At 63.5% G+C, this 24157-nt stretch carries 14 protein-coding genes; 6 read left to right on the top strand and 8 right to left on the bottom strand.

What is annotated here, in order from left to right; all coding sequences use genetic code 11:
* Positions 1–20 precede the first annotated feature (20 nt).
* Positions 21–1556, bottom strand: coding sequence for an ABC transporter substrate-binding protein (locus ACX3OZ_RS07510; protein ID WP_459096412.1), 1536 nt, complete (start codon positions 1554–1556; stop codon positions 21–23).
* Positions 1557–1823: 267 nt separating this feature from the next.
* On the opposite strand from ACX3OZ_RS07510, the gene ACX3OZ_RS07505 reads away from it, so the two are divergent.
* Both ACX3OZ_RS07505 and ACX3OZ_RS07500 read left to right on the top strand, forming a co-directional pair.
* Positions 1824–2273: a universal stress protein gene (locus ACX3OZ_RS07505; RefSeq protein WP_459096411.1), complete on the top strand. Its 450-nt coding sequence runs from the start codon at positions 1824–1826 to the stop codon at positions 2271–2273.
* A gap of 74 nt (positions 2274–2347) precedes the next feature.
* Complete coding sequence (locus ACX3OZ_RS07500) at positions 2348–3706, top strand: FGGY-family carbohydrate kinase (RefSeq protein ID WP_459104199.1); 1359 nt, start codon at positions 2348–2350, stop codon at positions 3704–3706.
* On the opposite strand, the gene ACX3OZ_RS07495 is transcribed toward ACX3OZ_RS07500, so the two are convergent.
* From ACX3OZ_RS07495 to ACX3OZ_RS07485, 3 genes are all read right to left on the bottom strand, one after another.
* Entirely contained in the window at positions 3703–4623 is a 921-nt protein-coding gene (locus tag ACX3OZ_RS07495; RefSeq protein WP_459104198.1) for a DMT family transporter, read from the bottom strand. The genes ACX3OZ_RS07500 and ACX3OZ_RS07495 overlap by 4 nt on opposite strands.
* Entirely contained in the window at positions 4623–5537 is a 915-nt protein-coding gene (locus tag ACX3OZ_RS07490; RefSeq protein WP_459096408.1) for a DMT family transporter, read from the bottom strand. Before ACX3OZ_RS07490 ends, ACX3OZ_RS07495 begins: the two co-directional genes overlap by 1 nt.
* Positions 5538–5869: 332 nt before the next feature.
* A complete protein-coding gene (locus ACX3OZ_RS07485) occupies positions 5870–8389 on the bottom strand; it encodes a beta-mannosidase (RefSeq protein WP_459104197.1) in 2520 nt (839 codons plus the stop codon).
* A gap of 255 nt (positions 8390–8644) precedes the next feature.
* Between ACX3OZ_RS07485 and ACX3OZ_RS07480 the strand changes: the two genes are divergently transcribed.
* Positions 8645–10624, top strand: coding sequence for a putative bifunctional diguanylate cyclase/phosphodiesterase (locus ACX3OZ_RS07480; RefSeq protein WP_459104196.1), 1980 nt, complete (start codon positions 8645–8647; stop codon positions 10622–10624).
* Positions 10625–10661: 37 nt separating this feature from the next.
* Here the strand turns inward: ACX3OZ_RS07480 and ACX3OZ_RS07475 are convergent, their stop codons facing one another.
* Positions 10662–12518: an ABC transporter ATP-binding protein gene (locus tag ACX3OZ_RS07475; protein ID WP_459104195.1), complete on the bottom strand. Its 1857-nt coding sequence runs from the start codon at positions 12516–12518 to the stop codon at positions 10662–10664.
* A gap of 312 nt (positions 12519–12830) precedes the next feature.
* The gene (locus ACX3OZ_RS07470) at positions 12831–14681 is read right to left on the bottom strand and encodes an ABC transporter ATP-binding protein (protein WP_459096404.1); all 1851 of its coding nucleotides are present in this window, start codon (positions 14679–14681) and stop codon (positions 12831–12833) included.
* A 297-nt stretch (positions 14682–14978) separates the two neighbouring features.
* On the opposite strand from ACX3OZ_RS07470, the gene pepN reads away from it, so the two are divergent.
* From pepN to ACX3OZ_RS07455, 3 genes are all read left to right on the top strand, one after another.
* Positions 14979–17618 (top strand): aminopeptidase N, encoded by a 2640-nt coding sequence (pepN, locus tag ACX3OZ_RS07465; protein ID WP_459096403.1) that lies wholly within the window; start codon positions 14979–14981, stop codon positions 17616–17618.
* Positions 17619–17874: 256 nt separating this feature from the next.
* Complete coding sequence (locus ACX3OZ_RS07460) at positions 17875–19491, top strand: sensor histidine kinase (protein ID WP_459096402.1); 1617 nt, start codon at positions 17875–17877, stop codon at positions 19489–19491.
* Positions 19492–19493: 2 nt separating this feature from the next.
* On the top strand, positions 19494–19664 hold the full coding sequence (locus ACX3OZ_RS07455) for a hypothetical protein (protein ID WP_459096401.1): 171 nt from the start codon (positions 19494–19496) through the stop codon (positions 19662–19664).
* Here ACX3OZ_RS07455 and ACX3OZ_RS07450 read toward each other — a convergent pair.
* The gene (locus ACX3OZ_RS07450; protein WP_459104194.1) at positions 19661–22537 is read right to left on the bottom strand and encodes a bifunctional [glutamine synthetase] adenylyltransferase/[glutamine synthetase]-adenylyl-L-tyrosine phosphorylase; all 2877 of its coding nucleotides are present in this window, start codon (positions 22535–22537) and stop codon (positions 19661–19663) included. The genes ACX3OZ_RS07455 and ACX3OZ_RS07450 overlap by 4 nt on opposite strands.
* A gap of 203 nt (positions 22538–22740) precedes the next feature.
* Positions 22741–24156 (bottom strand): sensor histidine kinase, encoded by a 1416-nt coding sequence (locus ACX3OZ_RS07445; RefSeq protein ID WP_459104193.1) that lies wholly within the window; start codon positions 24154–24156, stop codon positions 22741–22743.
* Position 24157 lies beyond the last annotated feature (1 nt).

The following is a 24157-nucleotide window of genomic DNA, read 5'->3' as shown; positions in this document are numbered from 1 at the left end:
GACGGGTAGGTCGGGAGGACCTATTCAGTCAGATAGGCGTTCCAGAAATACGGCCACGGCGCCGGCGTCACGCCGTCCAGAGCCGGGTTCTGTGCGGCCAGGGCGTTGAAATTGCCGACCTTGTAGCCGGGGATCTCGTCATAGATGACCTTCTGGACATCGACGAACAGCTCGACGCGCTTGGCCGGATCGCTTTCCGCGTTAAACGCCTCGACGACGGCATGCTTGGCATCGCTGACCCACCAGCCGGGGCTGGTGTCGGACATGATGCCCATCAGCGACGGCTCAGGCAGGAAAGGGCTGTGGGTGATGTAGATGTCCCACTGCGACGGATCGGCACGGTTGGTGGTCAGGGTTGCCCATTCCACCACGTCCAGCTGCACCTTGAAGCCAGCGGCTTCGAGGTATGCCTGAGCCACGAGTGCCATCTTGTAGTGGAACTCATACTGACGGCTGGTCAGGATGCGCAGCGGCTTGCTGCCATCATAACCGGCTTCGGCCAGCAGGGCCTTGGCGGCTTCGGTGTCGCCCATCGGCTTGTAAGCCTCGGTGCCGACTTCGGAGTGCCAGACATAGCCTTCCGGATACCAGGCAGCATCGATCGAGAAGAAGTCTTCCGAACCGAAAGCGGCCAGCATCATGTCTTCCGGCGCCAGCGCAGCCTGGATGGCCTTGCGGATGCGGATGTCGGAGTTGAGGCCTTCCTTGGTGTTCATCATGAACACCGGCCAGCCGAACGGAGCCAGCACCACCGGTTCGGTTGCGCCATCGCTGATCTGCTGGAAGGACTCGACCGGGAGCTGGTCGACATAGTCGTACTGGCCAGCCATGGCGGCGCCGATACGGGTGTTGGGATCGGGCACCGGAACGAAACGGATTTCGTCCAGATACTGGTTGCGGGCGCCGCCGTAACCGTCGACTTCGCCGCCGAGCGACTGGTAGCCGTCAAAACGCACGAGCTGGATATACTGATCCGGCACGCGTTCCTGCAGCTTGTAGGGGCCAGTGCCGATGAAGCTGGTCAGCGGGTCCTGCGCGGCATTGGCGGCCGGGATGATGATCGCAGCGGCGTTGTTGAACGACAGCAGCGGCAGCAGCGGCGCGTAAGGCTTGGACAGGGTGATGGTGATCGTGGCGTCATCGGTGGCGACGACCGAAGTGATGACTTCGGCGGCCTGCTTGCCGCGCGTGGCGATCTTCATCCAGCGATCGAGCGAGGCGACGACGTCGACCGAGGTCATGACGCTGTCGTCATGGAACTTGATGCCGGGGCGCAGCGGGATGGTGTAAACCGTGCCGTCTTCGGAAATCGTCGGCATGGCAGCGGCCAGCAGGGGCGTCGTGCCCCACTTGGCGTCGAATGTGTAGAGCGTCTCGAACATGTGCTGGGTGACGATGCCAACCAGGTCAGCGGTCGAGGCCATCGGATCCAGCGTCGGCGGCTCGCCGATGGTGGCGACGTCGATGATGCCACCAGCCGTCTGGGCGTAGGCCAGACCATTTGCCGAACACAATGCGACCAGGCTCGTAGCCATGGCCAATGCGAAATGCTTCATTTTTGCTCCCCTCCAGATATTCCCTAATATTGGAATATATACTGTTGTTGCGGATGATGCTCGCATCTGAGTTTTTGTCCGTCAAGGGCGTTGTCCGTGCGGTGTGGACAAACGCCGTCGCTGGAGGGGGCGGCCGGGAGCCAGCGGCGCGACCGAAATGGCCGTGTTGCGCCTTGCTCGACGGGGATCGACGGGCGCATGATTTGAATCAAGGACGGGCCGGCCGGATGGGCATAGGCTGAGGACCACAATCGAAAGGAAAGCGCCATGTACTCACGCATAGTTGTCGGCATTGATGGATCGGAACTGGCCACCAAGGCGCTGCGCCATGCGCTGGAATTGGCCAAGCAGACGGGCGGTCGGCTGTATGTGGTGATGGCGACCGAGCCGTCGATGATGGTGGTGGCGGGCGCCGAAGCCATTGGTGCCGGCACCGGCGAGATCATCGCGCAACTGGAGGAATCCAAGGCGACTTTCGCCAGCGAAACGCTGGCCGAAGCCAAGATTGTGGCCGAGGCCGATGGGCAAAGCATCGAAACCTTCCACATGCCGTCGAGCACCGCAGCCGATGCGATTCTGACGACGGCGGAACGGCACGGCGCCAGCCTGATCGTCATGGGCTCGCATGGTCGCCGGGGCCTGGGCCGGCTGCTGCTCGGCAGCCAGGCGGGCGAAGTGCTGGCGCACAGCACGATTCCGGTGCTGGTGGTCAAGTAGCACTAACATGTCAGTTCTGGCGTAAAGGGGCGATTTCCAGTATGGCGGCGGGTGAGACCATTTGAGACCGCGCCATGCCCCTGCCCCGCCTCATCGCCGTCATCGATATTGGCAAGACCAACGCCAAACTGGTGCTGATCGACGCCACGACGCGCCAGCAAGTGGCGGCGCGTAGCACGCCCAATGTGGTGCGGCGCGATGGGCTCTATCCGCATGCCGATGTCGCCATGCTGTGGGAGTTCATCATCGCCAGCCTCAAGGCGTTGCAGGACGAGCATGGGGTGGATGGGATTTCCATCACCACCCATGGCGCAACGGCGGCGCTGCTAGCGGGGGACGCGCTGGCGCTGCCGGTGCTGGATTATGAGCACAATGGGCCCGAAGTGACGGCGGCGGCCTATGCAAAGCTGCGGCCGGAATTTGCCGAATCATTGTCGCCGCGCCTGCCCAACGGGCTCAATCTGGGGGCGCAGCTGTTTTGGCAGTCGCAGGTGTATCCGGCTGATTTTGCTCGGGTAACGGCGATCCTGACCTATCCACAATATTGGGCTTGGCGGCTGACTGGCGTCTTGGCGAGCGAAGTGACCTCGCTGGGTTGCCACACCGATTTGTGGGCACCGGGGCGCGGCGAATTTTCCAGCATGACGCAGGCGCTGGGCTGGGCGGAGCGCTTTCCGCCGGTGCGACCGGCGGCGTCGGTGCTGGGCAATGTGCTGCCCGAGGTAGCGGCGCTGACCGGGCTGGCGGCTGGAACACCGGTGACCTGTGGCATTCACGATTCCAATGCATCGCTGCTGCCGCATCTGGGCGCCCATTCAGCGCCTTTCACCATTCTGTCGACCGGCACCTGGGCCATTGCCATGACGGTGGGCGGCGACACCGGCGGGCTGGACCCGGCCCGCGACAGCCTCGCCAATGTCGATGCCTTCGGGCGGCCGGTGCCGACGGCGCGCTTCATGGGCGGGCGCGAATTCGATCAATTGGTGCCGGAGATTCGTGAGCCGAGTACGGACGATATTGCGCGGGTGATTGCGCAGGATATTCGGGTGCAGCCTAGTTTTATGGCTGGTGTGGGACCCTTCCCCACGGCAGCCGGGCATTGGACGCAGGAGCCCGCGACGGCAGAGGAACGGACGGCGGCCGCGTCGCTTTATCTGGCGCTGATGACGCGCGCCTGCCTTGAGCTGTGCGGACTGGGCTGCGAAATCATCATCGAGGGGCCACTGGCGCGGAACGCGCTGTTTGCGCAGGCGCTGGCCCGTCTGACCGGCGTGACAGTAACCACATCCGGCGACGCGACCGGCACCAGCCTGGGTGCCAGCATGCTGTTTGGCGCGGGCACTGGCCATGCCGTCGCCGGCACGGCGGTGACGCCGCTGGATGCAGCCGGATTTGACGCCTATGCGCAACGCTGGCGGGAGGCGATTGGCTAGCGCTCCGGCAGTTCGTCGATTGAGGTGGCGGCTTTGTGCAGGCTGCGTTCGCGGAGCCAGATGTAGAGGCCGCTGGCAATGATGATGCTGGCGCCGAGGAAGAACCAGCTGTCGGGCGGTTCGTTGAAAATGATCCAGCTGGCCAGTGCCAGATAGAGCAGCGGCAAATAGTTGAACGGCGCCAGCGTGGCGGGCGTGGCGTAGCGATGGGCCACCGAGATCAGCATATGACCGACCATGCCCACCGTACCGGCGGCAAAAAAGGCGATCCAGGAAATCGGCAGGCTGGGCCAGACCCAATCGGTGAAGGCGACCGGGGAAATCAGCAGCAGCGCGGTGGTGCCGGCATAGAATTGCTGGGTCATGGCACTATCGACGCCGGCCAGCTTGCGGGTGAAAATCGAAAACAGCGCGCTGAAGAAGGCCGCCGCGATGCCCAACAGGGCCGCGGGGTGGAATGCCTCGGTGCCCGGCCGCACGATGATCAGGATGCCGACAAAACCGACCATGATGGCGAGCCAGCGGCGCCAGCCGACGATTTCGCCCAGCAGCGGGCCTGACAGCGCGCAGATCATCAGCGGCGCCGAGAACACCAGCGCGCCGGTGATGGTGAGCGGCAGATAGCGCATGGCGAGGAAATTGCAGCCGGTGGTGCCGAGCAGGCAGAGGCCGCGCGCCACTTCCAGCCGCCAGTTTCTGGTGACGAAGATTTCCCGGCCCCGGATCGGCAAGAGCAGCGTGACGATCAGCATCACATGCACGCCATAGCGGACGAAGACGATCTCGGTGGTGGGCATGCCGGTGAGCGACAGCCACTTCGCCGAAACGTCGAGGAACACCAGAATGGTCTGCGACAGCAGCAGGATGAGGATGACCTTGTTGGCATTTTCCTCGATGCCGGCTACCGGGCTGGCCATCAGTGTTCCTCCCCGATCAGCGGGGCCGGCTTGGACAAAGCGCGCTCACGCAGCCAGATATAAAGGCCACTGCCGATGACGACGGGCGCGCCGATATAGAGCCAGACATCGGGGGGCTGGTTGAAGATGAGCCAGCTCGCCGCCGCCATGAAGATGATCTGGAAATAGGAAAACGGCGCTAGCACCGAAGCTGGCGCAAAGGCACTGGCGACCGCGACCAGCTGGTGCCCGACAAAACCAAACACCCCGACGGCAAAGAAGGCGACCCAGACCGAGGGATCGCTGGGCCAGCTCCAGTATGGCAGGGCGAAAGGCAGCAGGATGGCCGTGGCCACCATCCCGACATAGAATTGCTGGGTTGCCGGGGAGTCGCGCCCGGCCATGCGGCGGGTCAGCAGGAAATAAAAGGCGGTGAACACCGCAGCAGCCAGACAGAGCAAGGCCGCCGGATGGAATGCCTCAGTGCCCGGATGCACGATGATCAGAACGCCAAGAAAGCCGACAAAAATGGCAGTCCAGCGGCGCCAGCCGACGGTCTCGCCCAGCAATGGCACCGACAAAGCGCACAGCAGTAGCGGCATGGTGAAGGCGATGGCCGAGGTGACAGTGAGCGGCAAATAGCGCAGGGCGATAAAATTGCAGGTGGTGGCGCCGAGCAGCATGAGGGCGCGTAGCACCTGGGTGCGCAGGCTGGCCGTGCGTAGCAGTGCCCAGCCGTTTTGCGGCACATTGATGCCGAGCACCAGAGCCAGATGCACCGCATAGCGCAGGAACACCACCTGCGCGGCCCCCATACCGCCCAGCGCCAGCCATTTGGCTGAGCTGTCGATGCCGGTGAACATGAAATAGGCCACGAGCATGAGCCCAATGGCCAGCAGGCGGCGCTCCTGGATCGGCGCGATGAAGGTCGACATGGCAAGTCCGAAGGGGCGCGCAGAACGGCGCGACATGGTTCGCTAGGGTTGGAAGATGGCGGGGGCTATGTCAATGCAGGAGCGGGATAAATCTTGTATGGAAGTAGGCAGCGCCACGGTTCGCGCCAAACCCCGGATCGTCACCCTCGGGCTTGACCCGAGGGCGTTAACGGCGTCGCAAGAGCCCTCGGGTCAAGCCCGAGGGTGACGAGTGGTGGTTGTGGGTGTCGGCGCCTCCAAAACACAGCGAGCGCGCGGGAACCACGACACCCCCACCCCGGCCCTCCCCTCAAGGGGAGGGAGCGCATCGGGGCTCGCCGGGGCCGGCAAACCTAAAACGTCTCGCTGAGGTTACGCAGTTGTAGCGAGCGGGCTAGGTCGGCGGATGTGGTGGTGGCGCCGTGGCGGGGGGTGAAGGTCAGCTGGGTGGGACGGCCGGGCAACAGGGTGAGGGCGTTGTCGGAGAAATAGCCGGGCAGATCGACACTGGCGGTGACGAAGAGGGCTGGCTTGTCGGTGGCCAGCATCAGGACCGGCTGGCCGGCGCGGTCGGACCAGGTGGCGGTGATATGGGGTCGAGCTAGCTCGTAAGCCTTGTAAGGCTTGGGGAAATAGTCGTTTTCGCCCAGTAGCTTGCCGGCGGCGTCGCGCCAGGAGAAGAACAGGAACTCGTCGGCGGCCAGATCGTCGAAGGTGACGCTGGCCAGCTCGATGGCGGCGTCCTGGCCGATGGCGGCATTGCCGGAGAAGACGACGCGATCACTGCCGCCGACTTGCACGGCGCGGACTTCCAGCGCGATGCTGACCGGGCGGGCGGTGTCGTTGATGGCTTTGAGCACGATACGGGTCGGCGGCGCGCCCTCGACCGGGGTGCCGCGCGAATTGGTGGCGATGTCGTCGTGGACCGGGACGGCGACGACATTGACCGGCAGGAAGAAGCGCCTGGCCATATATTGCAGCAGCTTCCACTGCCCGCCATAATCCAGGCTCGACCAGCTGGCGACGGGCCAAATGTCGTTAATCTGCCAGAACAAGGTGCCCATGCAGCGTGGCTTGGTCGAGCGCCAATATTCGATGGCGGTCTTGATGGCGAGGCCCTGCTGGATTTGGCTGAGGAACACCATCTGGTCGAAATCGCGCGGGAAGCGGAAATAGCGCGTCATGGTTTCGAGAATGCGGGCATTGCCGCCGGCATTGCGCTGGTGGTTTTCCATCACCGGGGAGGATGGGTTGCGGTCCTTGGGCTCGGCAAAAGTCTCGATGACATTCATCGAGGTGAAGGACTGAAAGCCGAATTCGGAGGCGAAGCGCGGATTTACGGTGCGATAGGCCTCGAAGCTTTTGGCCGAGTGCCAGACGTCCCAGTAATGGGTGTCGCCGCGTGTATCCATCTGCCAGCCATCGGAGAAATCGAGATAGCCCATCGAGGGCGACGACGGCCAGAAGCGGCGGGCCGGGTCTTCGTCCTCGACGATATTGCCGAGCATGGAATTGAGGCGATCGTAATTGGCGACATAGCGCTCGGGCGCCGCCTTGGTCTCGGGATACCAGTGCAGCGAGCCGATGACTTCATTGTCGCCGCACCACAGGGCAATGCAGGCGTGGTGGCTGAGGCGGCGCACCTGCTGGGTGATTTCGGTGCGCACATTGTCGAGGAAGGGGCGGTCGGACGGGTAGCTCATGCAGGCGAACATGAAATCGTGCCAGATCAGGATGCCCAGCTCGTCGCAGAGCTCGTAGAAATAATCCGGCTCATACTGACCACCGCCCCAGATGCGCAGCATGTTCATATTGGCGGCCTTGGCGCTGTCCAGCAGGTCGCGGATGACGGCGGGGGTGATGCGCGAGGGGATGGCGTCGGCGGGAATCCAGTTGGCGCCGAGCATGGAGATGTCGCGGCCATTGATGCGGCATTTGAAGCTGTGGTCGATCTCGTCTTTTTCGACGATCCATTCGAGCTTTCGCAGGCCGATCTGGCGGGTGGTCTTTTCGCCTTCGAGATTGGTCACCAGCTCATAGAGCGGCTGTTCGCCCTGCCCGGCTGGCCACCACAGTTTGGGATTATGGATGGTGAGGTTGTGGGTGAAGAGGTTTTCGCCCGGCTGAACGATCAGCTTGTCGGCAATCACCTGTCCGTCGATGTGGTGCTCAAGCTCCACCGAACCGTGAGCGAAGGCGAAAAGGCGAGTCTTTATCGAGAGTTCGACCGAATTGCTGCCATGGGCCTGGTCGACCTGGACGCTCTCCTGGCGGGCGAGGCGCGACTTGCGCAGGCTCATGGTGCCATAGATGCCGATGGGCATCAGGCAGATGCCCCAATCCCAGCCCGCATGGCACGCCGCCTTGCGGATGAAGTTCATGTGGATGCCCTTCAAGCCATTGGTCTGGTAGTTTTTGGTGAAGGGAATGGGGAAAGGATGCGCGTCGGCACGGGCCTTAGCGACGTCGGGGGCGATGTCGAATTCGATGCGGAGGGTGTTGTCGCCGATCCGAACCTTGCCGGTGACGTCGATGTCGTTGCGGACGAAACTGTTCTGCGTTTTGGCGATGATTTCGCCGTTGAGCAGGATGGTGGCGATGCAGTCCACTTCGGCAAGGGTCAAGGTGAGGTAGCCGTCGATATCGGCGGCGCTGGCGGTGAAATTGCGCTCGACCGTCCAGGCGGCTTCATTGACCCACAGCACCGGCTTTTCGTTCTCGCCGAAATAGGGATCGGGGATGTGGTCGGCGGCCAGCAATGCGGCGTGCACATCGCCCGGCAGGGTGATCGGCGCGGCAATATCGCGCGTCGGTGACGACAGGGCGAACGCGCCGCTCAGATCAAGGGCGGAATAGGTGGCGGGCATGGCCATGACGTCTCCTCGCGGCATTTGCAACGTTGCCGAATTGGCAGGATCGTGCAGCCGGCGGCCCGGCGCAATCGATTGCAATCGGTTCTAGCCGGTCTCACGCGGCCTTCCAATGGGGGGCGCGAGGGATATTTTTCGGGAATTTATACTGGAACCATGAATCTATGTGCAGTGAACGACAGATCCGATGCATGTCGTTTACATTTGTATTAGGGTTTGCCCGACTATGTTCAGGTCGATGAGTAAAACTGGTCGGCGATGTCGGCAGTAAAACGGTTAGTGCAGTTCTTCGCCGTTCCAGACAACCCAGCTCTGGTCCAGGCACAAGCACGCGCCTTCAGCCGCCAGGTGCCGCTCATGTATGCCATCCTGCTGCTCAACTCTGTGGTGCTGGCCGGCAACTATCCGCAGGCGCCTGATCTGCTGCGCCTCTATGTTCCCGGTTTCCTGGCGCTGCTCTGTCTGCTGCGGATTTTGCGGTGGTGGCGCATGCGGCTGCGCGACCTGTCCTATCAGGAGGCGCGGCGGCTATTGCGCAGCACGGTGGTCATGGCCGCCGTGCTCGGATTGGGCTTTTCCAGCTGGGCGCTGAGCCTTTACCCCTATGGCGATGCGTATCAGCAGTCGCATGTGGCGTTCTATATCGGCATTACCAGCATTTGCTGCGTGTTCTGCCTGATGCAGATGCGCGGTGCGGCCATCATGCTGGCGCTATGCGTGCTGATCCCGTTCAGCGCCTTCTTCCTCACCAGCGGCAATCCGGTGTTTGTCACGCTGGCGCTCAATCTGATCCTGGTCGTCGGGGCGCTGATGACCATTCTGCTCAGCAATTATCGCGACTTCGATGCGCTGGTGGCGTCACGCGCCGAAATGGAACGCAAACAACAGGAAACCCAGCGCCTGTCGGACGAAAACCAGCTTCTGGCCAATGTCGACAGCCTGACCGGACTGCCGAACCGTCGCTCGTTCGACCGGCAGCTGGAGCAGGCGCTGCACCACGCCGCGGCTGATGGCCGCCAGATTGCGGTAGCTCGGCTGGACCTCGACAGCTTCAAATCGGTCAACGACATTTTTGGCCAGATTGCCGGCGACGCGGTGCTGTCCGACGTGGCCTTGCGCATCAATGCGTTGCGCCAGCCATCGACCTTTGTCGCCCGGCTGGGCTCGGATAATTTTGCCCTGATCCTCACCGAGCCAGCCGATGCTGCGGCGCTGCAGCGTTTTGGCAAGACCCTGACGGCGGCGATGCGACCGGCGTTCGAGACGGCGCTTGGCACCATCCATCTGTCGGCAACAGCCGGCTTTGCCGCGTCCAAGCCGGGCGACACCGCCTATGCGCTGTTCGATCGCGCCGATTATGCCACCTGGCTGGCCAAGCGCGAGGCGCGCGGGCGTGCCATCGTCTTTTCCGGCAAGCACGCAAATCAGCTCAGCAAGGTGCGGCGCATGGAGCATGCTCTGCACACGGCCGACCTCGACGCGGAAATCTACATCCTGTTCCAGCCGCAATTCGACATCGTGCAGAACCGGACCACCGGCTATGAAGTGCTGGCCCGCTGGAACAGCCCGGAGCTGGGGGAAATTTCGCCCGGCGAATTCATCCCGATGGCCGAGCGGATAGGGGTGATTTCCAAGATCACCCAGACCGTGCTGCGCAAGGCGCTGCTGGTCTCGGAAAAGCTGCCCCAGCCGCTGCGCCTGTCGGTCAATCTGTCGGCCGCCGATCTGGGATCGACCACGACCATCGAAGCCATCGTGACGCAGCTTCAAAAATCCGGCACGCCCTGTCGGGTGGATTTTGAGATCACCGAAACGGCGATCATGCGGGATCTGGTGCAGGCCAATGATGGGCTGGTGGCCCTGCTGGCGCTGGGGTCGCGCATCGCGCTGGATGATTTCGGCACCGGGCATTCGAGCCTCACCCATGTGCAGAAGCTGCCGCTGGACCGCATCAAGGTCGACCGCAGTTTTGTGGCCGAGGTGACCAATGACGCGACCAGCCGGGCGATCATCAGGACCACTATCGATCTGTGCCGGAACCTGGACATTTCCTGCGTGTTCGAGGGCATCGAAACCGAGGAACAGCTCGACGCGCTGCTCGGCATGGGCGGCACCGTGATGCAGGGCTATCTGTTCGGCCGACCGATGAGCGAAGCAAAGATGTTCGAGCATGTGGATGCCGAGGCGCGCAATGGCCGCCAGTCCTATCGCCGCCGCTTGTTTGGCAATGCGAGCTAAAGGCGCCGCGAGCTAGGCCCGCGACGCCGCTTTCAAGTTATTGCGCCGCCTCGAGATCGAGGAAGCCGCCGGATTGGCGTTCCCAGAGCTGGGCGTAATGCCCCCCAGTGGCGAGGAGCTGGGCGTGAGTGCCCTCCTCGACAATCTGGCCCTGCTCCAGCACCACCAGGCGGTCCATGGCGGCAATGGTGGACAGGCGGTGGGCGATGGCGATCACCGTCTTGCCCTGCATCAGCGTGGTCAGCTGCTCCTGGATCGCCGCTTCCACTTCGGAGTCCAACGCCGAGGTAGCTTCATCGAGCACCAGAATCGGGGCGTTCTTGAGCAGCACGCGGGCGATGGCGACGCGCTGGCGCTGGCCACCCGAGAGCTTGACGCCGCGTTCGCCGACATGGGCGTCGTAGCCCGTGTTGCCCTTGGGATCGACCAGCCCCATGATGACATCATGCACCTTGGCCTGTTCGGCGGCCCGGACCATTTCCTCATCACTGGCCGATTGGCGGCCATATTTGAGGTTTTCGCGGACCGAGCGATGCAGCAGGGAGGTGTCCTGGCTGACCAGACCGATGGCCGCGCGGACGCTTTCCTGCGTGACGTTGCGGACATCCTGCCCGTCGATGCGGATGGAGCCGTCCTGCACGTCGAACATGCGCAGAGCGAGGTTCACCAGCGTCGACTTGCCCGAGCCGGAGCGGCCGACAAGGCCGATCTTTTCGCCCGGGGCAATGGTCAGGTCGAAGGCATCAATGACGCTGCCGCCCTTGCCGCGCCAATAGTTGAAGCTGACCTTGTCGTAAGTCAGCTCGCCCTTGGTCACCGCCAGCGGCTTGGCTTCCGGCACATCGAGCATGGTCAGGGGCTGGGCGATGGTATCCATCGAGTCCCTGATATTACCGATCTGGCGGAAGATGTTGGAGCCGATTTCCAGAATCCAGCCGCTCATATTCATGATCTGCAGGGCAAAGGGGATGGCGGTCGCCACGGCGGCGGCGGACAAGGTCCCTTCGTTCCAGCCTGACAGGGCCAGCCAGGTGACCGAAACCACCAGACCGGCATTCAGCATGAACAGGGTCGACCACATATAGGTGAACACCCGCATCAGCTTGCGAAAGCTGACCGCGTGGTCATTGACCGAGTCCGACACATAGCGGTCCTCATGACCGCCAGTAGAGAAGGTCTTGAGGGTCTGGATATTGGTGTAGCTGTCGACAATTCTGCCGGTCATCACCGATTTGGACTCCGAGAGTTCCTCGGAATAGCGGGCGATGAGCGGCATGGTGATGGTGAAGAGGATGGCATAAAACAGCAGCCAGACCCCGATCGGCACCAACAGTACCGGGTCGAGCTGGGCCAGCACGATGATGGCCACGATCACAAAGACCAGCGCATACCACGCCGCATCGATGGTCAGGTTTACCCCGATTTCGATGGCCTCGCCGGCCTGCATGATCTTGTTGGAGATGCGCCCGGCAAAGTCGTTCTGGAAGAAGGTCCAGCTCTGGCGGATCACATGGTAATGGCTCTGCCAGCGCACCAGATCGACCAGATTGGGCACGATGGCGTGGTTGCGGATCAGGGTATCGAGCAGGAAGGTCAGCGGCCGCACAAGCACGACGACGAAGATCATCCACAGGAAGGTTTGGCCGTGCAGGGTGAAGATGTCGCCCGGATTGGTGGTGGCCAGCATGCCGACCACAAGGCCGACAAACACCGGCATCAGCGCATCGGCGACCGAGCCGATGGACACCAGCACGATGCGGGTGATGAAGGCGGCCCGGAACTGGGCGATGAAATAGGTAACGAAAGGTCGGAGACCCATGGGCGGCTGCCGGTTTTCGGCGAGCGCGATGGGCGAGTAGCGATGGTCGAAATAGTCGATGACGCGGTTGAACATTATGAGCTCATTCTTGTGAGCCGCGCCTGACGGAGAGGTTCTTCTACTCAGGTCAGGTTCGGTAACGATCGGAGGGTTTGCAGGGACCGGCGGCACCGGGCTGGTGGTGGCCATTGGCTCGGATCGTGATGATGTCACCCATTGGGGTTCTCCTTGGTTGATCGCTGTTGCTCCCCTCCCCCTTGAGGGGAGGGGTTGGGGGTGGGGGTGTCGTGTTCCCCACCAGTTCCGTGTATTTGGAGGGCACGACACCCCCACCCTAGCCCTCCCCTCAAGGGGGAGGGAACAGATCGCGCTAGCGGCTGGCGCAGATCACTGCGCTGCCTCTTCGGGTTGGTCGGCGTCGATGAAGCCGCCGGATTGGCGGTTCCACAGGCTGGCATAGATGCCGTTGGTGTCGAGCAGCTGGGCATGGGTGCCCTGCTCGACGACGCGGCCTTTGTCGAGCACCACCAGCCGATCCATCATGGCGATGGTGGAGAGCCGGTGGGCGATGGCGATCACCGTCTTGCCGCGCATCAGCAATTGCAGCTGGCCCTGGATGGCGGCTTCGACTTCGGAGTCGAGCGCGGAAGTGGCTTCGTCCAGCACCAGGATCGGCGCGTTCTTGAGCAGCACCCGGGCGATGGCGATGCGCTGGCGCTGGCCACCGGAGAGCTTGACGCCGCGCTCGCCGACATGGGCGTCGAAGCCCACCCGACCCTGCAGGTCCGACAGTCCGCCGATAAAGGCGGTGGCCTCGGCCAGTTCGGCCGCTTCCAGCATCATCGCTTCGGTCGCGTCGGGGCGGCCATAGACGATGTTGTCGCGCACCGAGCGGTGCAGGAGCGAGGTATCCTGGGTCACCACGCCCACATTGGCGCGCAGGCTGTCCTGCGTCACCCCGGCGATATCGTGGCCGTCGATCAGGATGCGGCCATCGGCGCGGTCGTAGAAGCGCAGCAGCAGGTTGACGAGCGTGGACTTGCCGGCGCCGGAGCGCCCGACCAGCCCGATTTTCTCGCCCGGACGGATATGCAGGTCGAGATGATCGATCACGCCGGAGGTCTTGCCGTAGTGGAACGAGACATTCTCGAACTTGATGTCACCCTTGACCTCGGGCAGCGCCTTGGCGCCGGGCACGTCGGAAACGACGCGCGACACCGAGAGCGAGGAAATGCCATCGCGCACCGTGCCGATATTCTCGAACAGCGCCGACATTTCCCACATTACCCACTGGCTCATGCCCTGGAAGCGCATCACCAGACCCAGCGACACTGCCAGCGAGCCGGGCGACATCACGCCCTGGAACCAGAGCCAGATGCCGGTCGCCGCCACGGCGAACAGCAGCAGCGCGTTGGACCACAGCACCGACACATTGAGGATGGTGAACAGGCGCATCTGCCGGTAGGCGGTGTCGAGGAAAACATCCATCGACTCCTTGGCGTAGGTCTCCTCACGATTGGAATGGGAGAACAGTTTTACCGTGGCAATATTGGTGTAGCTGTCGATGATGCGGCCGGTCATCACCGAGCGGGCATCGGCCTGGGCCTCGGAAATCTTGCCGAGACGCGGGATGAAATAGACCATCATCGACACATAGGCGACGAGCCAGACCAGGAATGGAATCGCCAGCCGCCAATCGGCCGAAGCGGCCAGGAACACCGCGCCGGTGAAGTAGACGACGACATAGACCAGCATGTCGAGCAGCTTCATCACCACTTCGCGGACGGCGAGCGAGGTCTGCATCAGCTTGGCGCCGATGCGGCCGGCAAACTCGTCCTGGAAGTAGCTCATCGACTGGCGAATGAGATAGCGATGGCTCATCCAGCGGATGCGCTGGGGGAAGTTGCCGAGCAGGGTCTGATGCATGGTCAGCGTCGACAGCAGCGCAAAAGCGGGCACGACGAAGACGACCATCGCCCCCATCAGCGCCAGCTTCCAGCCGTCGGTCTGCATGAAGGTTTCCTTGTCGGCATCAGCCAACCAGTTCACCACATCGCCGATAAAGCCGAACACCACGATTTCGCCGAGCGCGACGGCCGCGGCGGCAAAGGCCATCAGGCCCAGCCACTTCTTGGCGCCGTGCGAATAATGCAGGCAAAAGGCCACCAGCCCCTTGGGCGGCTCAACCGGATCGCCGGGGGGATAGGGGTCGAGACGTCGTTCAAACCAACGCAGCATGGAAATACACCAAAAAACGGCCAGGAGCGGCTTCGCGCTTATGACATCGGGCCAGCGACAGAAGCTGGCAGCAGTGCCGTCTGATACCGATCGGGAAACTAGGATACCTGCTCGATACACCGGCAATGATGCAGAGGAGCAGTGTGCGCGCTGCAAGCCCCTCCCCAATGCCGTCCCAATTGGCGTAGAAGAGTGGACCGAAGCGGTCGCTGGCCGATCAGGATACACGAATGCGCCGAATTGACTGTTGCGGCGCTGCCACAATCGATTTCAGACCGACGATTTGACGGACCCACCATGCGCACCGAAACCGAACACACCATCTACCTCAAGGACTACGCCCCGGCCCCGTACCGGATCACGGCGATCGACCTCGATTTCAGGATTTTGGCTGAGGGCACGCGGGTGCGGGCGCTGCTGAGCGTCGAGCCCAGCCCGGGCACTGCGCCGGGCACGCCGCTGGTGCTGGATGGGGATGAGCTGACGCTGGCCTCCATCGCCATCGACGGCGCGCCGCTGGTGCTGTCGGCCTATGCGGCGGATGGCAATGGGCTGACCCTGTTCGAGCCGCCGCTGACCCGTTTCGTGCTGGAAACCGAGGTCAATCTACAGCCCGAGGGCAATACCAAGCTGATGGGGCTGTATCGCTCCAGCGGCACCTGGTGCACGCAATGCGAGCCCGAGGGGTTCCGCCGCATCACCTATTATCTCGACCGGCCGGACAATCTGGCGGTTTTCAAGGTGCGGATGACGGCGCCGCGCGATCTGGCCCCGGTGCTGCTGGCCAATGGCAATCTGCTCGAGGCGGGCGATGCGGGCGACGGGTTGCATTATGCGGTGTGGGAAGACCCCTTCCCCAAGCCGGCTTATCTCTTTGCGCTGGTGGCGGGCGATCTCGGCTCGATCTCCGACAGCTTCACCACCGGTTCGGGCCGCAAGGTGGATCTGGCGATCTATTGCACCCATGGCAAGGAAGACCAGTGCCACTGGGCCATGGATAGCCTCAAGCGCTCGATGGCGTGGGACGAACGGCGCTTCGGCCGCGAATATGACCTCGACATTTTCAACATCGTCGCCGTGTCCGATTTCAATTTCGGGGCGATGGAGAACAAGGGGCTCAACATCTTCAACGACCGGCTGGTGTTCGCCAAGCCGGACACCGCCACCGATGGCGATTATGACGGCATCGAGCGGGTCATTGCGCACGAATATTTCCACAACTGGACCGGCAACCGCATCACCTGCCGCGACTGGTTCCAGCTCTGCCTCAAGGAAGGGCTGACGGTCTATCGCGACCAGGAATTCACCAGCGACGAGCGTTCGCGGGCAGTGAAGCGCATCTCGGATGTGGTGACATTGCGCCGGGCGCAATTCCCCGAGGATGGCGGCCCGCTGGCGCATCCGCCGCGCCCGGACCAGTATCGCGAGATCAACAATTTCTACACGACGACGGTCTATGAAAAGGGCGCCGAAATCGTCCGCATGCTGGCGACGCTGCTCGGCGAAGCAGGCTTCCGCAAGGGCATGGACCTGTATTTCGAGCGGCATGATGGACAGGCGACGACCATCGAGGCGTTCCTTGCCGCCTTTGCCGACGCCAATGCGGTCAATCTCGATCAGTTCAAGACCTGGTATCTGCAAGCTGGCACGCCGAAGCTGAGCGTGGACGAGCACTACGACGCCGAAGCGCAGACCTATACGCTCAAGCTCAAGCAGGAGACGCTGCCGACGCCGGGCCAGCCCAGCAAACAGCCGCTGGTGCTGCCGATCAAGTTCGGCCTGATCGGGCCCAATGGTAGCTCGATGCAGTGGAGCGGGGTGAGTGGGGCCGAGGTGCGCGACGATCTGATCGTGTTCGATGGCGCCAGCGCCGAGGTGGTTTTCACCGGCGTGGCCAATCGGCCAGTGCCGTCGCTGCTGCGGACCTTCTCCGCGCCGGTGATCCTGGAAACCAAAGCGACGCAGGACGACCAGCTGTTCCTGGCGCGGCATGACAGCGATCCGTTCAACCGCTGGCAGGCGTTGCAGGATGTGGGCATGGCGCTGGCGGTGGATGCAGTGCGCGGCACGCTATGGAACACGGCAGCCGTGGCGGCATTGACCGAGGCCATGGCAGAGACACTGGCCAGCGACACGCTGGACGATGCCTTCAAGGCGCTGGCGCTGACGCTGCCCGATGAACAATCCATCGGCCGCGCCATCGGCCAGGATATCGACCCGACGCTGATCCATACCGTGCGCGAGGCCTTGCTGTCGGCGGTGTTCGCGCCGCTGCAGCCGCAGTTGCTGACCGCCTATAGCAGTCTAGCCAGCACCGCTCCCTATGCCCCCGACCCAACCAGCACCGGCCGCCGGGCATTGCGCAACCGCGTGCTGAACCTGCTGGTGGCCAGCGAAGCCGCCGGCGCCGACCTGCTGGCAGGCCAGCAATATGCCAACGCCAGCAATATGACCGACCGGCTCTCGGCATTGGCCACCGCCGCAGCCGCCGGAATCCCGGACGCGCCAACCATGCTGGCGGATTTCCGCACACGGTTTGGCGGTGATCCGCTGGTGCTCGACAAATGGCTGACGGTGACCGCTGCCGCGCCGCGCGATGAAGTGATCGAGGCCATGCAGGCGATCCTCGCCGATCCGTCCTTCCCCAAGACCAACCCCAACCGGCTGCGCTCGCTGGTCGGCACTTTTGCCATGAGCAACCCGACGCAGTTTGCCCGGGCCGACGGCGCAGGCTTCCGTTTCGTCGCCGATTTCGTCGCCGAGGTGGACAAGATCAATCCCCAGGTGGCGGCGCGGGTGCTGACCGGTTTCCGCATCTGGCCGATGCTGGAAAGTGGTCGCCGAGCGGCCGCCAAGGCAGCGCTGACCGCGTTGCAAACCAACGCCACGCTGAGCCGGAACACCGCCGATATCCTGACGCGCATGCTGGCCGGCTAGGCCGACCGCCATGGGGGCCGCTGCCACGCAAAGCAGCGGCCTTCTGGTTTCTAAAGCTTTCCCTAAAGTCCAGCTAAATACCCGAGGCTGTGGAAGAATTTTTCTTTCACCGCTAAGTGATTCAGACGACTCGTGATTTTGCTGATCACCCTCGTGGGGCCATGATTGGGGGTCTGGACACGCGAGTCACCCTGATTCATTGTTTGTTAAAGGGCAAATCGGGGCGAGGATAAAACCTCATATGATGGAGAATTCCATGCGGTCGGCGGAGACATCCGGCGCCAGCGTTACCGGATTCGGTACGGGCGAAGGCAAGGCGGACAATCGCCGGCACATGAGCGAGCGCCAGACGCCCGCACACCGCGTCTTCGGCTTCGCCTATTCTCCCATCACTGTCGCCGTCGCGCTGACCGCGCTGCTATCGGCCACCCTGTTCGTCATCTACGACGCGGCGCGTACTTTCGATGACGTTCGCCGCGACCTATCCAGCATCGGCGGCGCGCTGGTTTCCGAGATGGTCACACTGGAGCCGGACAGCGTCATCACCAGTTCGAGCGAGCGGTTGGCCAGCATGGCCAATCTGGTCGCCATACCGCAGCGGGCGTCAGTGGAGCTGCAGGGGATTTCGGGGCTCGAAACCGAGCAGGTCCGAGCCTGGATGAGCATTGCCCAGCGCGGCGCGGCAGCGTTCGGGCTGGCCGCCTTGTTCGCCCTGTTCACCATGCGTCGCCGCAGCGACATGCCCGACATGGTGCAGCGTCACAATTATCAGAAGCTGGCAGCAGCCATTCCAATGGGCGTGGCCTGCTGGACCCAAGCGGGCCGACTGATCGCCTGCAATGAGCAATATCGTCACCGGCTTGACCGCAGCACCAGGGCGCTGACCTATCCTGAGGCGTTGCAACGCCTGACCGCCGGCGGTTCGATCAAGCTGGTGGACGGCGTCGATGGCAGCAAGGTGCTGGAACTGCGCTGCGAAACCGGCGCCTGCCTGTTGATCGAAGAACGCCCGCTGGGCGATGGCGCCTTCATGACGCTGATCAGCGACGTGACCGAAGCCAAAAAAACCGTCACCATGCTCGACGCCATTCGCCAGGAGCAGCGACTCCTGGCGCGACGCTATCACGAAGAAAAACTCAAGGCGGAAGCCGCCAGCCGCTCCAAGACCAATTTCCTTTCCCATCTCAGCCATGACATTCGCACCCCGCTCAACCACATTATCGGCTTTGCCGAGCTGATGCGGCACCAGACCTATGGGCCGCTGGGCGATGCGCGCTATGCCGACTATGTGCAGTCGATCAAGAGCTCGGGCGAGCATTTGCTAGCCTCCTTCGCCACCATCCTCGATCTGGTCGAACTCGAAAGCGGCCAGAAGGCGCTGCGCAGCGATCCGGTCTCGGTCGATGAGCTGCTCGATAGCGTGGTTCAGCGCTTCCGTGGGCAGGCAACGCGGGCCGGTGTGGCCTTTGTGCAGGGCGCGCCGAGCGGAGCCGTGGTGCTGGGCGACCGGCTGGGGCTCAGCCGCATGGTGGCCAATATCGTCGACAACTCGCTGCGCTTTACCCCCTCGGGCGGCCGCATCACCCTGGCGTCCTTCGCCGCGCGTGATGGGGTCGTGGTGGAAGTCACCGATACCGGGCTGGGCATGAGCGAGGAGCGCCTTGCCAGCCTGTCGCAGCCTTTTGCCCTGGGCGACGCCACCTTTACCCGCGAGGGCGTGGGTCCGGGGCTGGGCATTTCCATCTCGCGCGCCATTGCCGAACTCAGCGGCGGCAATCTCGCCATCGACTCCAGTCCGGCGCTCGGCACCACGGTTGCCATCTCCCTGCCGCTGGCAGCGGCAGTGGCTACGCCTGAAATGCAGGCAGCCTGACGATGAACCGGGAATGGCACGAAGCGCATCCGATGCCGCCCAACGCCAATCTACAGCAACGCATCACCTGGCACATCGCCCACGCCGCCGCCTGCGGCTGCCGGGACATTCCCGAAAGCGTCAAGCAGGCGCTGGAAGAACGGGGCACAGGGGTGCCGCCGAAGCGGGATTAGAGTCCGCGCGCTTTTTCATACCAATGCGCCGCCGCGACGCTGACTTCGCTGCGCATCTGCGCCAGATCCAGCTCGAGCCGCCCGAAATCGGGGTAATGCGTCAGCCCGGCCAGCAGTTCCTTGAAGGCATCGGTCCAGGCTTCGTCCTTGAATGGGCTGATCAGGGCCGAACTCATCACCTGCAGCACGGTGGCATAAGTCTCGTGGATTTCTGCCAGCGTTCTGCCTTCTGGCACGAGATTAACGTCACTTAGCTTGCTCAAAACCCGGGCCGTCGGCGCTTGCGGCAGCGCGACAATGCTGCCGGCGACCAGTTGGGCTGATTGGGCGATGAATTCGAGGTCGACCAGACCGCCCTCGGCCAGTTTGAGATCAAAGGGGTGGCGCGCGGGACGCTCCTTGGCCATCAGCGCCCGCATGGACACCACGTCGTCGATGGTCTTGGCGATATCGCGCGGGCGGGACATCACGGCGGCGATGGCGGCGTCGACGTCGCTGGCCAGATTGCCATCGGCGGCGATAACGCGGGCGCGGCTCAGCGCCAGATGTTCCCAGGTCCAGGCATTGTCGCGGTGATAGGCGCTGAAGCCGGTGAGGCTGGTGGCCAGCGGGCCGGCATTGCCGGAGGGGCGCAGCCGCATATCGGCCTCGTACAGCACGCCCTCGGCGGTGGGCGAGGTGACGGCGGCGACAAGGCGCTGGGTGAGACGGGTATAATAGTGATTGGTGGTCAGCGGCTTGTCGCCGTCGGACTCGGTCTCGGGCGCATCGTAGAGCAGGATGAAATCGAGGTCGGAGGTGACGGTCATTTCGCGGCTGGCCATCTTGCCGAAGGCCAGCAGGGCGACGCGGCCACCGACCAGCTTGCCATGGCGACGCTCGAACTCGGTGCGGACGCTGCCCAGCAGGCGATTGACCAGGGTTTCGGCCAGCGCGGTGAACTGCTCCCCTGCCCCATTGGCGCCGACCGTGCCGGAGAGCAGGCCGGCGGCGATGAGGAATTTCTGCTCCTGGCCGATGATGCGGGCGCGGTCGATGATTTCCTCATAGGAGCGCGACTCGGCGAGGAAGGCGTCGACCTTGGCGATCAGCACGTCGCGATGGGTCACGTCATTGGCGAAGGCCGGATCGATCAGCCCATCCATGACATGGGCGCGATGGATCACCGCTTCGGCCATGCGCGGCGCCGAGGCCATCAGTTGCACCAGCAGAGTCAACAGATTGGCGTGGCCGCGCAGCAGCGCGAACAGCTGGATGCCGGCGGGGAGGCGCGACAGGAAATTGTCGAATTTGGCCAGCGCCTCATCGGCATTGCCAGCCCCGCCCAGTGTGGTCAGCAATGCCGGCAGCAGCTCGGTGAGGTGGGCGCGGGCGGCGGCGGCGCGGGTGGCGGGATAGCTGCCATAATGCCATTTGCGCACGGTTTCGATGGCTTTGGACGGATTGGCAAAACCCATGCCGGAGAGGGTTTCCAGCGTACCCGGATCGTCGTCATGGCCGGTGAAGACCAGATTGCCCTCGCCGCTGCCCAGGGTGGCGCCTTCGGTGAACAGCTCGGAATAATAGGTAACGACGCGTTCGAGCGCGGCGCGATACTCGGTTTCGAACTGGTGCAGGTCGGGCTCGCCCATCAGCAGCCCGATGGTGGCGACTTCCTCGGGCGTGGCGGGCATGATGTGGGTCTGCTCGTCGCGCAGCATTTGCAGCCGGTTTTCGACGGCGCGCAGATACCAATAGGTCTGGGTCAGCTCGGTGGCGGTGCGCGGCGAGATCCAGTTGGCGTCGGCCAAGGCGGCTAGCGCATGGGCAGTCGGCTTGACGCGCAGGCTCTTGTCACGGCCGCCGGCGATAAGCTGCTGGGTCTGGGTGAAGAACTCGATCTCGCGGATGCCGCCGCGGCCGAGCTTGACGTTGTGGCCTTCGACGCGGATATCGCCGACATTCTTGGTGATGTTGATCTGGCGCTTCATCGCCTGGATATCGGCGATGGTGGCGAAATCGAGATGCTTGCGCCAGACATAGGGCGCCAGTTCACGGAGGAACGCTTCGCCCACCGTGCGGTCGCCGGCACAGGCGCGGGCCTTGATCCAGGCGGCGCGCTCCCAGTTTTGACCCCGGCTTTCATAATAGGCCAGCGCAGCATCAAAAGAGATGGCGACGGGGGTCGAGCCGGGATCGGGGCGCAGGCGCAGATCGGTACGGAACACATAGCCATGCGCCTGCCGGTCTTCCATCAGCCCGACCAGCTTTTGCACGATGCGAGAGTAGATTTTGGTCGCTTCGCTGGGATCGGCCAACACGCCCTTGTCGGGATCGTAGAAGGCGACGATGTCGATATCGGAGGAGTAGTTCAGCTCCTGCCCGCCATGCTTGCCCAGCGCGAAAATGGCGAGGCCGGAATTGGCGGCGGTGGCCTGTTCGGGCGGGATGGTCAGCAGGCCCTTGTCGGCGGCGCGGCGCAGCAGCAGGTTCAGCGCGGCATCGAGCGCCGCGTCGGCGAGGTCGGACAGCGCAGCGGTGGCTTGTGCCGTGGTCCAGGCGCCGCCGGTTTCGGCAATGGCGGCCAGCAGAGCGGTGCGGCCCTTGGCGATGCGCAGCACCGGCGCGAGGGTTTCCTCGTCGGTGGCGCTGCGGCCGGTGGCTTCCACGGTGTCGATGATGTCGGTGAAAGCGCCATCGGCGCTATCGGCGAGGGTGGCCACCAGCCAGTCCGCATTGGCCTCGGCCAGCGCCAGCAGATAGGGAGCGGCTTCGAGCAGGGGACCGAGCGTCGAGGCGGTGAACACCGCCTCCTGGTCGGATGGGAGATCGGCGCACCACGCATCAAAGCGCGGCGTGGCGATGGGCGGCAGGGCGGCGAGCTTGATGACCATGGGTGAGGGATAACGTGGCGGAGGGGGATTGAGCAAGCGGGGGCTGACGCTGTTTTCCTTCTCCCCTCGTGGGAGAAGGTGCCCGCAGGGCGGATGAGGGGGCCTTACCCACGAGCATTGAAGCATGGGCGGGCGCAGAATTGCTGTCCCTCTCCCACAAGGGGCGAGGGGGATCCGGTGGGTGGGAGAGGGTTGGGGGGCGCCTAGGCGCCTGGCAGATCAATCACCGCCCGCACCCCCGGCGCGTTGTCTTCGATGCGGAAGCTGCCGCCGTGGAGGCGCGCTACGGCGTCGACCAGTGACAGGCCGAGGCCGGAGCCGGGTTCGGAGCGGCTTTTTTCGAGGCGGACGAAGCGTTCCAGCACCCGCTTGCGGTCGGGCTCGGCGATGCCGGGGCCGTTGTCGGCGACTTCGATGAGTACTCGGCCAGCGTCGCGGCGCAGGCCGATGGTGATGCGGCCCTGCCCTTCCCCATCGGGCCGGGCGTATTTGATGGCGTTTTCCAGCAGGTTCACCATGGCCTGGCCGATCAGTTCGCGATTGGCGCGCAGATGCACCGCCTCGGTGATGGCGGTTTCGATAACGATGTTCTCGTCTTCGGCCACCGGGCCATAGAGCTCGGCAACGTCGGCGACTACGGCGCTGACATCGACATCGGTCAGCGCGCCGGAGGGCGCCCCGGCCTCGGCGCGGGCGATCATCAGCAGGGCGTTGAAGGTCTGGATCAGGCGGTCGCTCTCGGCGATGGTGGTTTCCAGCGCCTGCTGGCGGGTTTCGTCGCTGGCGCCGTGGCGCAAGGCGGTTTCGGCCTGATTGCGCAGCCGGGTCAGCGGCGTCTTGAGATCATGCGCGACATTGTCGGTGACCTCCTTGAGGCCCTGCAGCAATTGCTCGATGCGGTCGAGCATGGCGTTCAGATTGGTGGCGAGGCCATCGAACTCGTCATTGCGCTTGGTGATCGGCACCCGCTCGGAGAGGTTGCCGGACATGATTTTGGTGGAGGTATCGCGGATGGTGTCGATGCGCTTGAGCACGCGGCGCGCGGTGATGCCGCCGGCGATGGAGGAAAACAGCACGATGCCGAGCACGCCGAGCAGGAAGCTCTGCACGATGATGGCGGAAAAGCCGCGCCGCTCGACCACGTCGCGGCCCACCACCAGCCGCATGCCATTGCTCAGCTCAACCGAGCGCACCACGGCAAAGCCGGTCTTGGCGCGGCGGGGGCGCGCGTCATTATCGGGCGGGTCGATGAAGGGATTGGCGCGCTCATAGTCAAAGCTGTAAATGCCCGGCTCGATCAGCACTTCAGCGGGAATGTCGGTGACATTGCCAAGCAGATAAAGCCCGCTGGCATCGCCGAGAAAATAGACGCCGGGGCCCGGAGTGCGCGACAGGCGCTCGACGGCAAAAGCCAGACCGCGAATGCCCTGCGAAGCCTCAATGCGCTGCAAGACCTGCATTTCGCTGGCGATATCATCGGCCTGCTGGCGCTGGATCGACACGCTGGACTGCCAGGTGATGAAGGCCAGCAGCAGGATGGCAAACAGCGAAAAGATCAGGATGAACGTTGCCGTCAGCCTGACCGTGGAGGTGCGCCAGAGTTGCCAGAAGCGGTTCAAT

The sequence above is a fragment of the Devosia sp. A369 genome (assembly GCF_054489345.1).
Note: the sequence above shows the minus strand (reverse complement) of the source record. Positions and strands in the feature narration are given on the sequence as shown.

What these genes read in the sequence shown, in the direction of transcription:
- ACX3OZ_RS07510 (WP_459096412.1), bottom strand. Translation starts at nt 1,556, where the DNA reads ATGAAGCATTTCGCATTGGCCATGGCTACGAGCCTGGTCGCATTGTGT.
- ACX3OZ_RS07505 (WP_459096411.1), top strand. Translation starts at nt 1,824, where the DNA reads ATGTACTCACGCATAGTTGTCGGCATTGATGGATCGGAACTGGCCACC.
- ACX3OZ_RS07500 (WP_459104199.1), top strand. Translation starts at nt 2,348, where the DNA reads ATGCCCCTGCCCCGCCTCATCGCCGTCATCGATATTGGCAAGACCAAC.
- ACX3OZ_RS07495 (WP_459104198.1), bottom strand. Translation starts at nt 4,623, where the DNA reads ATGGCCAGCCCGGTAGCCGGCATCGAGGAAAATGCCAACAAGGTCATC.
- ACX3OZ_RS07490 (WP_459096408.1), bottom strand. Translation starts at nt 5,537, where the DNA reads ATGTCGACCTTCATCGCGCCGATCCAGGAGCGCCGCCTGCTGGCCATT.
- ACX3OZ_RS07485 (WP_459104197.1), bottom strand. Translation starts at nt 8,389, where the DNA reads ATGGCCATGCCCGCCACCTATTCCGCCCTTGATCTGAGCGGCGCGTTC.
- ACX3OZ_RS07480 (WP_459104196.1), top strand. Translation starts at nt 8,645, where the DNA reads ATGTCGGCAGTAAAACGGTTAGTGCAGTTCTTCGCCGTTCCAGACAAC.
- ACX3OZ_RS07475 (WP_459104195.1), bottom strand. Translation starts at nt 12,518, where the DNA reads ATGTTCAACCGCGTCATCGACTATTTCGACCATCGCTACTCGCCCATC.
- ACX3OZ_RS07470 (WP_459096404.1), bottom strand. Translation starts at nt 14,681, where the DNA reads ATGCTGCGTTGGTTTGAACGACGTCTCGACCCCTATCCCCCCGGCGAT.
- pepN (WP_459096403.1), top strand. Translation starts at nt 14,979, where the DNA reads ATGCGCACCGAAACCGAACACACCATCTACCTCAAGGACTACGCCCCG.
- ACX3OZ_RS07460 (WP_459096402.1), top strand. Translation starts at nt 17,875, where the DNA reads ATGCGGTCGGCGGAGACATCCGGCGCCAGCGTTACCGGATTCGGTACG.
- ACX3OZ_RS07455 (WP_459096401.1), top strand. Translation starts at nt 19,494, where the DNA reads ATGAACCGGGAATGGCACGAAGCGCATCCGATGCCGCCCAACGCCAAT.
- ACX3OZ_RS07450 (WP_459104194.1), bottom strand. Translation starts at nt 22,537, where the DNA reads ATGGTCATCAAGCTCGCCGCCCTGCCGCCCATCGCCACGCCGCGCTTT.